This is a genomic window from Spirosoma arboris (genome assembly GCF_009754945.1).
Taxonomy (GTDB): domain Bacteria; phylum Bacteroidota; class Bacteroidia; order Cytophagales; family Spirosomataceae; genus Spirosoma; species Spirosoma arboris.
The window spans coordinates 58,859-75,780 of sequence record NZ_WPIN01000016.1; the positions used below are offsets into that span (position 1 = coordinate 58,859).

The following is a 16,922-nucleotide window of genomic DNA, read 5'->3' on the forward strand; positions in this document are numbered from 1 at the left end:
CTATTTTGCCGTCTGAACCAACCGCTACCAAACCGGCCGCATGAAACATCTGCTTATTTGTTTGCTACTTTCTTATACTGCATTTGCTCAAACACCCGACAATCAATATAACCTTATCCCATTTCCCGCACGTTTTTCTGGGCAAAATGGCCAATTTACCATCTCTTCGAACACGCGTGTCGTAATTGCCCCCGCTACTGATGCCAGCGTAAAATCAGTAGCTCAACTGTTTGCGAGTCAGGTTAAAACGGCGAATGGTTTGGCACTTACAGTTGCCCCAACAAGCCCGGCACTGGCCAAAGGCTCCCACATTTTTTTTACGTTAAATAAAAAGCTGGTTCTTGGCGATGAAGGCTACAAGCTGACAGTTACTCCCGGTAAAGTACTGGTCGAAGCCGCCACACCTAAAGGCTTATTTTATGCGGCACAAACCATGCGGCAATTATTGCCAGCCGGTCAGGCCGCACCCGTAATCATGCCAGCTTGCGCCATTACGGATAAACCCCGCTTCGGCTACCGCGGGCTGATGCTCGACGCAGGACGCTATTTCATGCCCGTGCCGTTCGTTAAGAAGTTCATCGATTTGATGGCGATGCACAAGCAGAATACGTTTCACTGGCACCTGACCGAAGATCAGGGCTGGCGTATCGAAATCAAAAAATATCCGAAACTAACGCAGATTGGCAGCAAACGGGCTGAATCCATTGTTGGTCAATATAGCCAGAATTACCCCCAGCAATTTGACGGAAAACCCTCCGGTGGTTTCTATACACAGGAAGAAATCAAGGATGTCGTGCGATATGCACAGAGTCGGTTTGTGACGATTGTCCCTGAAATTGAAATGCCGGGCCACGCCCAGGCTGCACTGGCGGCTTATCCTGAACTTGGTTGCGATCCCGCCAAAGGGTATCAGGTGTACACCAAATGGGGTGTTTCAGAAGATGTGTATTGCCCGTCGGAAAAAACGTTCACCTTTTTGCAGGACGTTCTGACGGAAGTAATTGCTTTATTTCCTGGGAAATATATCCATATCGGTGGTGACGAATGCCCGAAAACTGCCTGGAAAAATAGCGCCTTCTGCCAGGAGTTGATCAAGAAAAATAACCTGAAAGATGAGCACGAATTACAAAGCTATTTCATTCGTCGCATTGAGAAGTTTTTGAATACCAAGGGCCGTTCCATCATTGGTTGGGACGAAATTCTGGAAGGTGGGCTTGCCCCAAACGCGACTGTCATGAGCTGGCGTGGTACGGCTGGTGGAATTGCTGCAGCCCAACAAAAACACAATGTAATTATGTCGCCAAACGGTACCTGTTACTTAGATTATTATCAGGGCAATCCGGCGACAGAACCGCTGGCCATCGGTGGTTACTTGCCATTAGATCAGGTATATGCGTATGAACCTATGCCTACTGAATTGTCTGCTGCGGATCAGAAATACATAACAGGTGTTCAGGGAAATATCTGGACGGAATACCTGCCTACTCCAGAATCGGTTGAATATATGGCGTTCCCCAGAGCGATTGCTCTGGCTGAGATTGGCTGGATGCAGGCAGGACCGCACAACTTCGAGGATTTTGCCCAGCGATTGAAAAATCACTTGCCCAAACTTGACGCCATACCTGTCAATTACGCCAGGCGATTGTTCGACATTTCAGCCACTACGCAAGCTAATGACCAGGGCCAGATTCAGGTGCGCCTGAACAAACTGGATTCCGACAGCCGGATTTTCTACACGACTAACGGAAAAGAACCCAACGAGAAAAGTACGGAATATATTGGGCCAATTACGCTTACAAAAACGACAACAATTCGCGCTATGACCCAGACTGGAGGGAAGCCCACTGGCGGAAAGCTCACTCAAACGTTTACGCTCCACAAAGGCAAAAACAAACCTTACACCTACGCTATCGCCCCTGATTCGAACAGCGATCCGAAAACGACTAAACTAACCGATGGTGTACGGGGCGAAACACCACGCGACCGTCGTCAGTGGACCAGCTTCTCTGAGGATATGGACGTAATGGTAGACTTGGGCGACGTGACAAGCGTTACGAAAGTCTCCCTGAATTTCCTGAAGATTATCATGAGTAAAAGTTTCCCCCCAGCCTCGGTCGATATTGCTATTTCGAAAGACGGGAAAGACTTCAAGGAAGCTATCTCTCAGCCTGTTAAATATGATTTAAATGGGCCCTGGGATATTTTGCCCGTTGTTGCCGACTTTAAAACAGCCCGAGCTCGTTATGTACGTATCCGGGCGAAAAATGCAGGCGTTTGCCCTGCAGGGCACCCAAACGCAGGTGAAAAAACTTGGTTTGCCACGGATGAAATTGTAGTGGAGTAAAAAAGCGCGGAGCAGGGAGATGCAGAACGTTTACCCCTGCTCCACGCCAAATCTAAAAGCTATGAAAAAAATCGTCGTTCTATCGGGTGCGGGTATTAGTGCCGAGAGTGGGATTCCAACGTTTCGTGCGTCGGATGGTCTTTGGGAAAATCACCGCATCGAAGATGTAGCCACTCCCGAAGCCTGGCAGCGAAACCCCGCCCTGGTGCAGGATTTTTATAACCAGCGTCGGAAACAAGCGCTGAGCGTAAAACCCAACGCCGGGCATCTGGCGCTGGTGAAATTAGAGGAAAAGTATGATGTTACGATCATCACCCAGAACGTCGATAACCTGCACGAGAAAGCGGGTTCGTCTAAGGTGGTTCACCTACATGGTGAGTTGTTTAAATCGCGCTCATCGATTGATGAGTCGTTGGTTTATGACATTGATGGCTGGGAGATTAAACAGGGGGATCTCTGCAAAAAGGGCTCACAACTGCGCCCGCACATTGTCTGGTTTGGTGAGGCTGTTCCCATGATGGATGTAGCGGTCGATATTACCCAGGAGGCCGATATTTTTATCGTAGTAGGTACCTCATTGAATGTGTATCCCGCGGCTGGTCTGGTTTATGCCGTTCAAAGTGGCGTCCCGATTTATGTCGTAGATCCCAATATTCCGGCTATGCAAAAACGCCCAAACGTGACGTTCATTGCTGAACCTGCCACTATCGGCCTGACTGAACTGGCGGAGCAGTTGCTGGCAAAGGCAGATGAGGAGTAGCAAAACAGATTACTATGATTGTTGGCTAGTATAGAGTCAACTGGTGTTAGTCATTGAAAAGCGGATCGAACCCCATCGATCCGCTTTTTTATTTCTCCAGAGTCATAGCTGAATAATTTGTTAGGAGTTTCTCAAAGTTGGATAAAAAGCCGTGCCACGGTTACTTTCAGAGTAATGAGCAAACCGTGGCACGGCTTTTTATCCAACTTTGAGAAACTCCTGTTTGTATTAAAATTCGGTGAAATTATAGGGGCATTTGGTTGTAAGTTGCATTTTTATAAAACAAAGTATAATCTACGCTAGTACTAGCGTTTAGTAGGCTTGCTGATTGTACGAATAAAACCTGGGGAATGTGAACCGGATACATACAAAAGGGGAGGAGCGAATCAAGTTTTTGAATTACCTGTTCATTATCAGTTGGTTAACTGGATTTCTTATCATGGGTAGCGCACAAAAGGCGGCTGCTCAAACGACGATTACTCTTTCGGGCTATGTGATTGATGCCAGCACGAATAGCCCGATGCCCTTCGCAAATGTGTATCTGAATAACAGTACACACGGAACGATCAGCGATGAAAAAGGCCATTTTGTTCTCACCAACGTGCCCAGTGGTACAATAGATGTCGTTGCTTCCTTTGTTGGCTATCAAACTGCCAGACAAACGATTCGTCTCGAAGGGACACAACCCCCAGCCGTTACATTTCGCCTGAAACCGGGTGCTCAAACACTGACCAGTATCACTGTGAAAGCCAAACGAAATGAGAAGAAATGGCAGCAACAACTCCGTCAGTTTAAACAGCAATTATTTGGTGAACCCTTTGGGAGCCAATGCGTACTGACTAATCCGGATGTTCTTCAGTTTACAGAAGAAAACGGGCATTTGAAAGCGACAGCCTCCGAACCGATTGTGATCGAAAACCAGGCGTTGGGATATCGAATCTGGTATGATCTGACCTATTTTGACGGAGAAAGGAAACAGGTTTATTATGGTGGATCGGCCCGTTTCGAGGAACTTAAAACGACTAATGAACATCAGGAAAGCCGATTTCAGCGAAATCGTATGCAGGCATACCTGGGATCGGCCCGCCATCTGATGGCTTCGTTGATTGCAGGTAATTATGAGCAGGAGGGCTTTAAGGTGTTTGAGGAAGATACAACGGTTGCAATGCCTTATCCTGGCGATCCGGTTACGTTGCAGGGCGCTATTGGCCATCGTTTACTGCCGATTAACCGAGCGAGTCTGATTCACTCGGGGCAATTGTCTTTTGAACGCCTGATAGGGTCTGTAAAGCCGCTGATTGTTTTTTATACAAAAGCCAAATCGCTTTATTCTCCGTATACGGATGCTCGTTACGCCTATACTCAGATTACATTTCCGAATGGGCCGATTCAACTGATAACAGATGGATGGATAACCGTACCAAACGGGGTAGAAATGAAGGGTTCGCTGGCCGATGACCGGCTATCGACACTGCTCCCCGCCGACTGGAAACCCATGAAGCCAGATGGTTCTACGAATGCCCTCGCTACTCAATCATTACCCGAACGGACAACGCTTTATTCCACGGAAAAAGCCTATCTGCACACCGACCGGGCTCAATATGTAGCGGGCGATACACTCTGGTTCAGTGCGTATCTGGTTGATGCGACCTATCATACGCTCAATGCCCCGAGTCAGACACTGTATGTTAACCTGCTCGATTCCACAGGCCAGCTCGCAGCCAGCCAATTGATTCATATCGACAGTACTGGCCACGCTCCCGGTGCCATCAACCTGGCCGATTCATTGACCACAGGCACTTATCAACTCCTGGCGTACACCAATTGGATGCGTAATGACAATACCGAATTCCTGTTTCGCAAGCGAATTCATATTGACTCCAGGAATAGCCATGCCAGGGAGCAGGTCATTAGCTTACCGAAAGGGTTCCGATTGCAGGTGTTTCCTGAAGGTGGTCAACTGGTCATAGGGCTACCCGGACGAGTGGCGTTTCAGGGGCTTGATAACCAGGGGTATAGTGTAACGATCACAGGTGCGCTGACCAATGATCGAGGGGATACATTGACTGACTTTCGGAGTTTACACCGGGGTATGGGCACATTTTCGTTTACTCCTCAGGCAGGTCAGCATTACCGGGCTATAGCGAGCTTAGCGGATGGACAACTGACCTCTATCGATTTGCCTGATGCCCTGCCGTCAGGCTACCAACTGGCCGTTGATAACCTGACCAACCCGCGTAGTGTTCGCGTACAGATTCGCAACAATCAGCCCCAGTTTGGCCAATTAACCCTGTTTGCGCATGTACGGGGCAGGGTGTGTTATCAGGTTCAGGTCGATGCTAACAAAACGGAAATGCTGCTGGCGATTCCGTATGATTCGATTCGACAGGATGGCATTCTGCATCTCACCTTGTTCGACCCCGACAACCAGCCGGTGGCTGAGCGGTTGGTGTTCATCAATCAGCATCGGCAGTTGAGTATTGGCCTACAAACGGATAAGGCTACTTACCAGCCACGCCAACCAGTGAGTCTGACCCTGTCAACCACCGATGCTTCGGGTAAACCCGTATCTACCCGTTTATCGCTGGCCGTAACCGATGCCAGTCAGGCGCTTGAGCTGGAACCGAAGGGAGCTACACTGCGAAGTTACTTACTGCTGACGTCTGACCTGCGGGGGCATATTGAAGAGCCGGAATTTTACTTTGACTCGACCCAAACCCATGTTCGCCAGTATCTTGACTATGTCATGCTGACTCACGGCTGGCGTCGTTTTAACTGGAAGGCTATTTTGAGTGATAGTACAAGTCACCCAGTTTATGGAGTGGAAACGGGAATCAGTCTGCGAGGAAACATAGCATATGCTGACAACAGCAATCAGGCTTCACTCTATCCTAACGGATCTGGCGGGGTGTATTTCACTCGTCGTGCTGCTACTAGTAAGCCAGTCAGCGATGAAACGCTTTCGGGTATGTTCAAGACCAATCGAAACTTAGTGCCAAAGGCTATTACCACGGATAAAGAAGGCCGATTTAGCCTGGAGAATTTATTGTTTTCCGACACAGCTACACTAATTATCCGGCAAAAAACCAATCTTCCTATCCAACTCAATTGGTTTCCTCGTACTGTGCCTGATTTTGTCTCGATGCCATCAATATCGGTCAGCCGTGACATTGATCGGCAGGCCTTGATCAATCAGGCCTTAGAAATGCAGTTAGTAACAAAACGGATGCAGGAAAATGGCGGCAAGATGCTCCAGGCGGTAACTATAAAAGCCAACCGATTGGATGCCAGCCGGAATGATTATAGAAGGCAACTATACGGCGTACCTGATGCAACCGTTGTGGCTACTGAGCAAATGAGATCAGGCAAGTTTTCTGTTTTACAACTTATACAGGGGCAGGTAGCTGGGGTTGATGTTGGTATTAATGGAGATGGGAGTGGGACTATCCTAATTAGAGGTGGGAATCGGCCTGCCGCAATTATGATTGATGGCGTAATGTCAAGTCAGGCCGTATTGGGAACAATTAATCCCAATGATGTTGAAGCAATTGATGTGCTTAAAAATCCAGCCACAATTGGTGCTTTAGGTGTTCAAGGGGGCGATGGAGCAATTAATATTCTTACCCGACGAGGGTTGGATGATGGCAAGAAAATCAATCAGGTCATCAGCAAGGTCATCGGGTACGCCGTTAGTCGGGAGTTTTATTCGCCCCAGTACGCCAGCGAATCAATGACGAATAGTCCAGACCACCGGGCCACTCTCTACTGGAATCCATCTGTGCAAACCGATACCAACGGCAAAGCAACCGTGACGTTTTATAATACCGATAATATAACCACCATTCGGGCTGTAGCCGAAGGTATTAGTCCAAATGGCCAGCCGGGCTACGGCACGCTAAACTATCAAGTAAAAAAATAGAGCCCCATAAAGAATTGATGACTATGTTTTGTAAATCATTCATCATTCATCATTCATCATTCATCATTCATCATTCTCTCATCACCGTCCCCGTTATATACCCGTACGGCTCATCGGTGGCGATGAAAATCTCGTTCTTGTTGTCCATGCCGAACTGATCCAGATTGAACGGAATGTGGTGCTTGTTGGGCATAATCAGGCTTATCTCACTCACCGTGCTATTTTCCTCAAGTACCGCCGAGCCCATCGCCATTAATGTTTGCTGTACCGAGAGGCTTTTGTGATGCGCAAAGGTTTTCAGAAGCGTTTCGCGAATGGCGCTAAAAAGAGATGTAAAGTCCAGTTCTGTCGATGTGTACACCCAATTTGCTTCGCATTGGGTCGCCAAAATGCGGTCGGCCGTTTCTTTTAGAGTTGTGTATTGATCTTTGATATAGCCTTCAAAACCCGAATCCGTTGTTTTTAGAATTAGCAGGTCTTTGAGCCCTGACGTTACAGTGATACCATCGGTCGTTTGTACAATTGTCGTGGTATGTTTTTCCGAGCCACTACCTACATAAGCGTGATGGTGCGGTTCACCGTCAAAAGCCATGCGTGTCCAGGGGTGTTCGACTAGGTGGATAGTAGCCTGCGACACCTGTGGGTTATTGCTGATAAAATAATTGGCTAAATAGAGACCGAAATGCTCAATGGAGTCGACAAAGTGATCTTTTGCCAGCGCATACACGGTGTTTTTCTGCGTATCGGTCGGTACTATTTTGGAGTTATCACCGAGTGTATGGGCGGTCTCGAAGTCTCCCTCCAGCGAAACATTGACAGAGATCTGCCTGAATTCATGGTAATTAGGGTGACGAATAATTTTTGACAGATTCACGGCATTCTTACCATACGCATTTTTTTTCAGAGTGAGCTTCATGGTTGTTTCGGCTGTTTTGGGTAGTATTGACCTCTAGTATAGAAATTAATTTTCTATTTTTAGTATGACTGACCTTGCTATCAACGGAAATAAAATCTGTACGCCAGACGGAATCAGGCAGGCTATTGTCATCCTAAAAGACGGTCTGATTTCCGACGTTCTTTCTGAATTACCGGTAGACTTTACTGGCGATGTAATTGACATTGGCGATAGTGTATTGATGCCGGGCGTTATTGATCCCCACGTTCATATCAACGAGCCTGGTCGAACGGATTGGGAAGGCTTCAATACAGCTACCCGTGCTGCCATTGCCGGTGGCCTGACAACGCTGGTCGATATGCCGTTGAACTCATCACCTGTGACAACAACGGCGGCTGCTTTTGATGAGAAACTAGCGGCTACTGCTGGTCAACTACACACCAATTGTGGCTTCTGGGGTGGCCTTGTACCCGGCAATACCGACGATATCGAAGTACTTATTAGAAAAGGGGTATTGGGTTTCAAAGCCTTTTTAACCCATTCCGGCATCGACGATTTTCCGAATGTGACGGAATCTGATTTGCGAAAAGCGATGCCAATCATCGCTCGGCATGGATTGCCATTGCTGGTACATTGCGAATTATCGACCGATGAAAAACTCGCAACTGGCGATCATCAATCGTATCAAAACTATCTGTCGTCCAGACCAAAAGAATGGGAAGATAAAGCCATCGACATGATGATTCGACTTTGCGAAGAATACAATTGCCGAACGCATATTGTCCATTTGTCGTCGGCCAATTCGATTGAACCCATAGCCAGAGCGAAGCAAAAAGGCTTACCGCTGACGGTTGAAACGGCGCAGCATTACCTGTTTTTTACGGCCGAAACGATTCAGGATGGGCAGACACAATTCAAATGTGCACCGCCAATTCGGGAAAAAGAAAACAACGATCAATTGTGGGCTGCTTTGGGTAATGGCATCATTGATTTTGTCGCTACCGATCATTCGCCCGCTCCGCCTGATTTGAAACAGCTGCAAAGCGGAGACTTTATGAAAGCCTGGGGCGGCATTGCGTCCTTGCAACTGGCCTTGCCTGTTCTCTGGACAGCGGCACGTCAACGAGGTTTTACGGTTACAGATATTGCCAGATGGTTAAGTGAAAAACCAGCTCAGTTGGCAGGACTATCTAATCGAAAGGGTAGGATTGCCAAAGGCTACGATGCTGATTTAATTGTCTGGAATCCAGAAGAATCGTTTACTATTTCGGAAGATTCATTGCAACACAAGCATAAGGTAACTCCGTATCTAAATGAGAAACTATATGGTGTTGTTGAGCAAACGTATCTGGCTGACGAACTGGTTTTTGAAAATGGGAATTTTGTGAAATTGAACGCTGGCAGATTGATATGACCAACTACGCGCAACGGGCTGAAAACGTACTGGACAAAATCAATCAACTGGCAGCAATCAGTGATGACCCAACCTGCGTTACCCGAACGTTCGGAACAAAGGCGTTTCTGGAGGGAAGTCGGCTGATTCAGCAATGGATGCAAAACGCTGGTCTGCAAACGCGGGTCGACGCCATTGGCAATGTTAGAGGTCGCTTGGTGAGCCCGATAGCAGGTGCTAAAACGTTTGTGCTCGCATCGCACATGGACACAGTCGTCAATGCCGGAAAGTTCGACGGGCCGATGGGCGTGATTATGGGGCTTGATTTACTCGAAAAGCTCAGTCAATCAGATAGATCGCTGCCGTTTAATCTGGAGTTAATTGCGTTCAGTGACGAGGAAGGCGTTCGGTTTCACACCACTTATCTGGGGAGTAAAGTCGTAGCCGGTTCGTTTGATAGGAGTTTATTGGTTAAACAAGATGAATCGGGCACGACACTCAGCGAAGTGATTCAGACAATCGGTGGTGATGTCGATCAGTTTTCAGCTGATGCGATTGCACCCGACGATTGGCTTGGTTATTTTGAAATCCATATTGAGCAGGGTCCTGTCTTGTACGAGCGAAATGTGCCTGTAGCCATTGTTACGGCAATTGCCGGTCAAAAACGAATAGAAATCGAGTTTACCGGAGTGGCCGGTCATGCAGGAACCGTACCCATGAACATGCGCCAGGATGCCTTGTGTGCTGCCGCTGAGTTTATTCTGGAGGTTGAAAAATTTGGCTTTGCCAATAGATACAACCTTGTTGCTACAGTTGGGAAACTAAACGTTGTCAATGCCGCTAGTAACGTCATTCCGGGGAAGGTAAGTTGTAGTTTGGATGTGCGTAGCAATAATGTGACAGCCCTGGAGGCTGCCTGCCTGAAACTACAGAAGCTATGTGCCAATCTATGCGCCGAGCGAACAATTCATTTCCGCTGGAACTTGATTCAGGAAACAGCTCCCGTCGCCTGCGATGCTAAGCTGAATGAATTACTCAGTCAGTCGATAAATGAGTCTGGTTATGAGCGCATTGACTTAGTGAGCGGTGCTGGCCACGATGGCGTTCCTATTTCGACGGTTTCGCCCATAGCCATGCTATTTGTGCGCTGTTTTAACGGAATCAGCCATAATCCGCTGGAAGATGTTGAATTGACAGATATGGCAGCCGCGATTCTGGTTGCCGATAAATTTATAAATCACCTTATTGATGGATTTTTGTCATTCCGACCTTAGGAGGAATCTCAAGCTTGATTAATATATATCGTTGAGATTCCTCCTAAGGTCGGAATGACAAAAAAACCATAGTCCAAACTAACTAATGTCTATGGAAATTTCAGCACTTACCCGGTCCGTTGTCAAACGTAATCATGCCGTTATCAGTCCCGATGGCTACATCAATAGCCGTGTGCCAGGTTGGGACAATTGCACTGTAAACGTCATTATCAACGAGCAAATGGGGGCTAACCTGTGTCAGACGCTCATTACATTGAAGGAAACTGGGAAACTCGTTGGCTCGACAATAGTCTCGCAGCTGTTTTTCTACGTCATTCAGGGGCAGTGCACGGCGACGGTAAGTGGTGAAGAAAAACTGCTAAAAACGGGTCAGTTCGTGTATATTCCGATTGGTAACGCGTATACGTTCGAAAACCCGGAAGCGGGCACACAACTGCTGACGTTCCATAAAGTCTATGAAAAACTGGATGGCTATGAGGTGCCGCCCGTAATCTTTGGGGATGCTGCCCATATGGAAGGCCCCTCTTATATGGGCGACCCTGCCTTGCGATTGCAGGTGCTATTGCCCGATGAGTTGTCGTTCGATATGGCCGTCAATATTTTTACCTATGATCCCGGCGGACACTTACCGTTGGTAGAAACGCACATCATGGAACATGGCCTGATCTATCTGCAGGGGCAGGGCGTGTATAGACTCGATCAGGATTGGTATCCGATCAAAAAAGGGGATTCGATCTGGATGGCACCCTATTGCCAGCAGTGGTTCACCGCAATGGGCAAAGAGCCCGCAGTGTATATCTATTACAAGAACGTGAACCGCTTTCCAACGACTATCTGAGAGGAAATTAAATGATTTAAACACGGAGACAAGGAGTACACAAAGAAGTACAAAAAGAAATTACTCTACAGAATCGGTTATGACTTTGTATTCTCCGTGTTTAAAAATATAATCATGACACTACCCGAATTAAATCAGTTGCCCATCCCCGCTCTCAAATCGGCCCTTTCTACCTGTTGCGGCTCAACGACATGGGTCAATGAAATGGCTAAACTATTCCCTATCGAGAGCCGGGAAAGTCTGTTTGAACAGGCTGAAGTTATCTGGTTTGGGCTTGATGAACGAGATTGGCGCGAGGCTTTCGATCACCATCCCAAAATTGGCGATATTGATTCGTTACGGGCGAAATTTGCTACGACTGCTGCCTGGGCCGAGGGCGAACAGGCGAGTGTTTCGACGGCTTCGCTGAGCGTTTTGGAAATGTTGGCTGAGGGGAATCAGTTTTACGAAGAGAAGTTCGGCTATATTTTCATCGTTTGCGCTACCGGAAAATCTGCCGAAGAAATGCTGGAAATTCTGGAAGCAAGATTACTTAATTCACCGGAAGAAGAAATTCAGATTGCCATGCAGGAACAGAATAAAATTACTGAAATTCGTCTGGAAAAACTTCTGGTATCATGAGTGTTATAACTACCCATATTCTCGATACAACCCGCGGGAAACCGGCAGAAGCCGTTACTATTATCCTGTACCATCAACAACGGGAATGGACGGAAATAACACGGGGAGTAACCGACTCAGATGGACGGATTAGTGATTTACTGCCTAAAGAAATCGTTTTGCCAACGGGTATCTACAAATTACGATTTGAAACCAGTGCCTATTTTGAGCAGATTGGCACCCCCACGTTTTACCCATTCGTTGAAATCACCTTCACCGTCACCATCGGCGAGCATTACCATGTACCCTTACTGTTGAACCCGTTTGGATATTCGACCTATCGAGGGTCGTGAGTTTCTGATCCATTCGTTCTAATTATCCTTATGAACATAAACGCAGCACGTCTTCAGCATTTCTTTGAGGTTTCGAGTGAGATCGGAAAAATTGGCGAAACTGGTATGTGCCGACCGGCTCATTCGGCCCTGGAAAAAAAGATGTTTGAACACGCCAAAGGCTGGATGGAAGCTGCCGGACTAACCGTACGCATCGATAGCTTTGGTAATCTGATTGGGCGACTTAAGGGCAAAAATCCAGATGCACCGATTTTAATGACGGGCTCTCATTTGGACACCCAACCATATGGAGGCCGGTTCGACGGAATTGCAGGTGTATTGTGCGCCATTGAAGCCGTTTGTACCATCGCCGAAAAAGGTATTGTACCGGAAACCAGTATCGATGTCATTGCCTTTGCCGATGAAGAAAGCTGGCGTTTCAACAAAGGCCTCTTTGGCTCGAGGGGTATTCTGGGGAAACTGGAAGAGGGAGAACTGCAACGGAAAGATAAAGAGGGTATCACCCGCGAACAGGCACTGCTTGACTTTGGCTGCGACATCACTAACTTTAAAGAAGATCAATACGCACCCGGAAGCATTCGGTGTTTTCTGGAACTGCACATCGAACAGGGGCCGATATTAGATAAATCCAACAAGCCCATTGGCATCGTAAGCGGCATTGCAGGCCCGCTTTTGCTCAGTTTAACCCTGAAAGGCATGGCTGGCCACGCCGGTTCGGTACCGATGCCACTCCGAAAAGATGCACTGTTAGGAGCAGCCAAAGTTGTCGTTGCCGTTAATGAGATTGCGTCGCAGTTTGCTCCAGCGCCTACGGTGGGTACGGTTGGGACATTAAATGTGTTTCCATCGTCCCGAAACATTATCCCCGAAGCCGTTAGTATGACCATAGAATTCAGGGATATCGATATGGAACGACGCGACACCTGCGAACGGCAGTTAAAAGAGGCCATTTCTGAAATCACCGAAACACACGGACTCACGTATGAGCTAACTGTTGATACCGATATAAAATCAAGCTACTGTGCTGACTGGATTAAAGATACAATCCGGGACAGTTGTACCGAACTAGGACTAGATGCCCCGGAACTCGTCAGTGGGCCATTTCACGATGCCCTTGTCATGTCGGAAGCTTGTGATTACGGGATGATTTTTGTTCGATGTAAAGATGGAATCAGTCATAATCCCCTTGAATATGCCTCCTATGAAGATTTGGCCTTAGGGAGCGAAGTGCTGTATCAGACGATTCTGAAAATTGTTGGCTAAAATTGAAGGCAGATTTTTATGATAAATCTTTGAAAATCATATTTATCATAAAAATCTGCCTTCAATTTTGGGAAGATAATCTACGGCAATGTTCCCCGATCCAGGCCGAACCGGAAGGATTGCAAAATGGCCCGGTAGTACGTATCGTATATCTGCGATTGGCTGTTGGGACAAGCTAACTCGATCGAAAGCAGGTAGTTGGGTTGAGCAGATACTAAAAATCGATCCAGCTCAATCTCGCTGATATTTTCATTGCGTCCAATGGCTGTGTAGAGTCGGGTTGGAATTTGATCCAGATTAATCACCGATGAATCTGTAAAGGCAAAGCCATTATTAGCATCCAGTGTTCTTCGCTTGAACGCCACTGGCCATCGATTCAGAATGCCGTTCCAGACCCGTCCGCTGGATGGCCGGTAGAAAATCACCCGGATGCCACCCGCCAAATAGCCCGTTTCTGCATTATAGGCACCATCTGGAGCAAACACACAGGTTTGAACATAGCTGGTGTCCGGATCGACCCCATACCGCCAACGATCGTTCTGGAAGGTTTTCCAGCCACGCGGGTATAGCATGGAGAAGAGTTTTTGCGGATGCTCGTAGGTCGTAAACAATTTTTCAAACTGCTCCGCATCGCGTTTTTTCTGCAAAGCCAATACATCACTAACGGTATACCGAACCGAAGACCCCTGTTTATCAAGAGCTTCTTTTATATACTGCACCGATAACGCAAAATTGAGATTTTGACCACGTTCATCCCCAAGGGTGTTAATCCCAACTACTTCGCCATAGAGATTAAGTAAAGGTCCACCACTATTCCCATGTGAAATAGGGGCCGTTATTTGTAGATACGCCACACTATCGAGTTGCCTGTGCTGGGCGAAATTGCCTACCGAAGGCGTGTGTGCATAAGCAATTGGATTACCGATCGTTACCACTGTTTCGCCGGGCTTTAATTTCTTATCGTCACCCAAAGGCAGACCCGGTAGGTCAGTTGATGCATCAATTTTGAGTATGGCAAAATCGGGATAACCCGCATCATTGTAGTTATAATCCACAATTCCTAATACAGGATAGGTTTGCCCGTTCGATAACGTTACTTCAATCCGTTCGGCGTCGCGGATGACGTGATAATTGGTCACAATGAGGCCCTTCGCATTGATGATAAATCCTGCACCTAGCATACTCCGATTATTTGCCTGAAAGCCACGTACTTCAACGACTGCTGTGTCGGCATGCGCAATAACATCTTCAACGTCCATTTTGCGTGGCCCACAGGCAACGAGTGCCACTAAGAAACTGACTACTACTAAAATCGACGATAGTTTCATAAAGAGATGAATTGATTCCTATTTCCGATATGGGTGTTTTCAGGCCTAAAAATCAATCGGCTCCGGGTCAATCTCAATAGTTAGTGCTAACTATATCTTGGACTTATATTCTTAGGACTTTTGCTTAGAGCCGTGCCACGGTTTGTAATGATACTTAAAGTAACCGTGGCACGGCTCTAAGCAAAAGTCCTAACTCTGCTAAAGAGCAAATAATACCTATTTCTTAAATTATTTTTATTCAGAAAAAGAAGTTAAAATGTCCTGACAATCAGTCTATTAATTTGTAGTTTCTCCAGATTTTCTAATTGATTAATCTATTCTTTAAAAAAAACTTTATCATCTCTTAAAGTAAAATCACGCCCTTCTCCGTCATCCCTACTAAAGCTTCAAAGCTGGGAGTAGGAGTCTCGAAAAAATCGGCCGTCTCCTTTCGTCTCCACCCACTTCTGGCAGAACTGGCTTTTCGTAAACCATAAAAAATTAAACAACATGAACATCATTTGGAGAGTAGCCGGCTTAGCACTGGCGGTCGGGTTGGCACTGTTTCTACTAACCCTTATTTTAAAAGTTCTGCTGGTCGGTTTAGGCGCATTCCTGCTGGTTCGGGTAGTAGGAGCCCGGTTAGCGGGAAGGGCATTCGGACGATTTGAACGCGGTGACTGGCAGTCATCGAACATTATATCCATCGACAATCCCAGCTATCGTTCACCAATGAGTATCAAGAGTTATGAACGGGTTATTCCTATTGGCTAAGCCAGAACAAGTAAATACACAAAAATAAAATCAGTAAACACAAGACTAAAACACACACAACCATGTATAACAAACAAGCATTTCAATCAGAACATAAAGGCGGTTGCGGCCATTCGGGACGCGGTAAATTTGGTGGCCCCTGGGGCGGGCCAATGTTTGGGCGCGGTAAATTCGGGGGATTCTGGGGCCGTCACGCAGGTGGTTTTCATCAGGTACCTGTCAATATTGAAGAAACCGACATCGAGTATACGATCTCCCTATTTGCAGCGGCTCTAGTAAAAGAAAATGTAAAACTGACTGTAAAAGACGATGTACTGACGGTTTCGTATCAAGGAACTGAATCAGATACAAACGAGCAGTCTGCAACGGGCAACTATACCTATCAGGAATACGGCAATCGATCTTTTGAACGGTCTTTCCGACTCAACGATAAAGTTCTCACCGAAAGCATCTCGGCCAGTTACGCCGATGGAGTGCTGAAAGTGATTCTACCAAAGAACCCGGCGACCAATAAACCTGCACAGACAATCACCGTGGCGTAAGCGCATTGTGAGATGAAACGCAAAAAGGCCAGTCCGTATAAATGGACTGGCCTTTTTCGTCTTTACAACTAATGGAGATTAATGACTATTGCTTCTTGATATCACCGCGAATCTCACCCCCTTTATAGATAGCTGTGTGCAGGTTAGCATAATAGAAGCCATTTTTAAGACTATCGACCCGATTCTGATTGGCCAATTGAAATGTCCCAATAATAGGGCTGGTTAAACTCGTAAAAGGAATTTCAACACCTCCTGTTCCGTCTGCTGCGGTAATCCGATGTAAGTGCCCGGCAGTTAACGAAGAGGTGAAAGGCCCAGTGTAAGTTACCGTATAACTTAACACTCTGGTTGATTCATCAATCACTCCAGCGAACGTACCTGTAGCGGTAGAGGACGTAGATGTTGGCTTCTCGCCAGCCCCATTGAGCGTTGCCGTCAACTTAGTTGTTGTTGACGTGATCGTCGGGTTTTCATCGTTACTGCACGATGAAAATGTAAGAGCTAGGGCCACTAGGGCAGTAATAGATAGGATGGTGGTTTGCTTTATCATGCGAGTTAATGTCTGTGCATCAATCGTTTTCGTTTGATATTAATTGATACGATAAACGGGTTAATGCGGATTCAACCAACAATATACCGGCTCTATACCTATTTATTGCT

The 16,922-nt window shown here is 46.8% G+C and carries 14 protein-coding genes; 11 read left to right on the top strand and 3 right to left on the bottom strand.

Going from position 1 to position 16,922, the window contains the following annotated elements:
* The first annotated feature begins 40 nt into the window (after positions 1-40).
* From GO755_RS30945 to GO755_RS30955, 3 genes are all read left to right on the top strand, one after another.
* Complete coding sequence (locus tag GO755_RS30945) at positions 41-2,344, top strand: glycoside hydrolase family 20 protein (RefSeq protein WP_157589305.1); 2,304 nt, start codon at positions 41-43, stop codon at positions 2,342-2,344.
* Positions 2,345-2,405: 61 nt separating this feature from the next.
* A complete protein-coding gene (locus GO755_RS30950; protein WP_157589306.1) occupies positions 2,406-3,104 on the top strand; it encodes an SIR2 family NAD-dependent protein deacylase in 699 nt (232 codons plus the stop codon).
* Positions 3,105-3,456: 352 nt separating this feature from the next.
* On the top strand, positions 3,457-7,023 hold the full coding sequence (locus GO755_RS30955) for a carboxypeptidase-like regulatory domain-containing protein (protein WP_157589307.1): 3,567 nt from the start codon (positions 3,457-3,459) through the stop codon (positions 7,021-7,023).
* A gap of 70 nt (positions 7,024-7,093) precedes the next feature.
* Here GO755_RS30955 and pucL read toward each other — a convergent pair whose 3' ends face one another.
* Positions 7,094-7,939, bottom strand: a complete 846-nt coding sequence (gene pucL / locus GO755_RS30960; protein WP_157589308.1) for a factor-independent urate hydroxylase — start codon at positions 7,937-7,939, stop codon at positions 7,094-7,096.
* 64 nt (positions 7,940-8,003) lie between these two features.
* On the opposite strand from pucL, the gene allB reads away from it, so the two are divergent.
* From allB to GO755_RS30990, 6 genes are all read left to right on the top strand, one after another.
* On the top strand, positions 8,004-9,332 hold the full coding sequence (allB, locus tag GO755_RS30965) for an allantoinase AllB (protein ID WP_157589309.1): 1,329 nt from the start codon (positions 8,004-8,006) through the stop codon (positions 9,330-9,332).
* Positions 9,329-10,585, top strand: coding sequence for an allantoate amidohydrolase (locus GO755_RS30970; protein ID WP_157589310.1), 1,257 nt, complete (start codon positions 9,329-9,331; stop codon positions 10,583-10,585). The genes allB and GO755_RS30970 overlap by 4 nt, the downstream gene beginning before the upstream one ends.
* Before the next feature lie 91 nt (positions 10,586-10,676).
* Complete coding sequence (gene allE, locus GO755_RS30975) at positions 10,677-11,423, top strand: (S)-ureidoglycine aminohydrolase (RefSeq protein ID WP_157589311.1); 747 nt, start codon at positions 10,677-10,679, stop codon at positions 11,421-11,423.
* Positions 11,424-11,537: 114 nt separating this feature from the next.
* Complete coding sequence (gene uraD, locus GO755_RS30980) at positions 11,538-12,044, top strand: 2-oxo-4-hydroxy-4-carboxy-5-ureidoimidazoline decarboxylase (RefSeq protein ID WP_157589312.1); 507 nt, start codon at positions 11,538-11,540, stop codon at positions 12,042-12,044.
* Entirely contained in the window at positions 12,041-12,376 is a 336-nt protein-coding gene (gene uraH / locus GO755_RS30985) for a hydroxyisourate hydrolase (protein WP_157589313.1), read from the top strand. Before uraD ends, uraH begins: the two co-directional genes overlap by 4 nt.
* Before the next feature lie 30 nt (positions 12,377-12,406).
* Positions 12,407-13,639, top strand: a complete 1,233-nt coding sequence (locus GO755_RS30990; protein WP_157589314.1) for a M20 family metallo-hydrolase — start codon at positions 12,407-12,409, stop codon at positions 13,637-13,639.
* Positions 13,640-13,719: 80 nt separating this feature from the next.
* Here GO755_RS30990 and GO755_RS30995 read toward each other — a convergent pair whose 3' ends face one another.
* Entirely contained in the window at positions 13,720-14,967 is a 1,248-nt protein-coding gene (locus GO755_RS30995) for a S1C family serine protease (RefSeq protein WP_157589315.1), read from the bottom strand.
* Between the two features lie 489 nt (positions 14,968-15,456).
* Here GO755_RS30995 and GO755_RS31000 point away from each other — a divergent pair, with 489 nt between their 5' ends.
* Positions 15,457-15,720, top strand: coding sequence for a hypothetical protein (locus GO755_RS31000; protein ID WP_157589316.1), 264 nt, complete (start codon positions 15,457-15,459; stop codon positions 15,718-15,720).
* A 62-nt stretch (positions 15,721-15,782) separates the two neighbouring features.
* Positions 15,783-16,262 carry an Hsp20/alpha crystallin family protein gene (locus GO755_RS31005; RefSeq protein WP_157589317.1) on the top strand — a complete coding sequence of 160 codons (480 nt, stop codon included), beginning with the start codon at positions 15,783-15,785 and terminating at the stop codon, positions 16,260-16,262.
* A gap of 85 nt (positions 16,263-16,347) precedes the next feature.
* On the opposite strand, the gene GO755_RS31010 is transcribed toward GO755_RS31005, so the two are convergent.
* On the bottom strand, positions 16,348-16,809 hold the full coding sequence (locus tag GO755_RS31010) for a CHRD domain-containing protein (protein ID WP_394351057.1): 462 nt from the start codon (positions 16,807-16,809) through the stop codon (positions 16,348-16,350).
* Positions 16,810-16,922: the final 113 nt, after the last annotated feature.

Bases quoted from the DNA above. Each gene is read 5' to 3' on its own strand.
- uraH (WP_157589313.1), top strand. From the start codon at position 12,041: ATGAGTGTTATAACTACCCATATTCTCGATACAACCCGCGGGAAACCG.
- GO755_RS31000 (WP_157589316.1), top strand. From the start codon at position 15,457: ATGAACATCATTTGGAGAGTAGCCGGCTTAGCACTGGCGGTCGGGTTG.
- GO755_RS31005 (WP_157589317.1), top strand. From the start codon at position 15,783: ATGTATAACAAACAAGCATTTCAATCAGAACATAAAGGCGGTTGCGGC.
- uraD (WP_157589312.1), top strand. From the start codon at position 11,538: ATGACACTACCCGAATTAAATCAGTTGCCCATCCCCGCTCTCAAATCG.
- GO755_RS30970 (WP_157589310.1), top strand. From the start codon at position 9,329: ATGACCAACTACGCGCAACGGGCTGAAAACGTACTGGACAAAATCAAT.
- allE (WP_157589311.1), top strand. From the start codon at position 10,677: ATGGAAATTTCAGCACTTACCCGGTCCGTTGTCAAACGTAATCATGCC.
- GO755_RS30995 (WP_157589315.1), bottom strand. From the start codon at position 14,967: ATGAAACTATCGTCGATTTTAGTAGTAGTCAGTTTCTTAGTGGCACTC.
- GO755_RS30990 (WP_157589314.1), top strand. From the start codon at position 12,407: ATGAACATAAACGCAGCACGTCTTCAGCATTTCTTTGAGGTTTCGAGT.
- pucL (WP_157589308.1), bottom strand. From the start codon at position 7,939: ATGAAGCTCACTCTGAAAAAAAATGCGTATGGTAAGAATGCCGTGAAT.
- GO755_RS30950 (WP_157589306.1), top strand. From the start codon at position 2,406: ATGAAAAAAATCGTCGTTCTATCGGGTGCGGGTATTAGTGCCGAGAGT.
- GO755_RS30945 (WP_157589305.1), top strand. From the start codon at position 41: ATGAAACATCTGCTTATTTGTTTGCTACTTTCTTATACTGCATTTGCT.
- allB (WP_157589309.1), top strand. From the start codon at position 8,004: ATGACTGACCTTGCTATCAACGGAAATAAAATCTGTACGCCAGACGGA.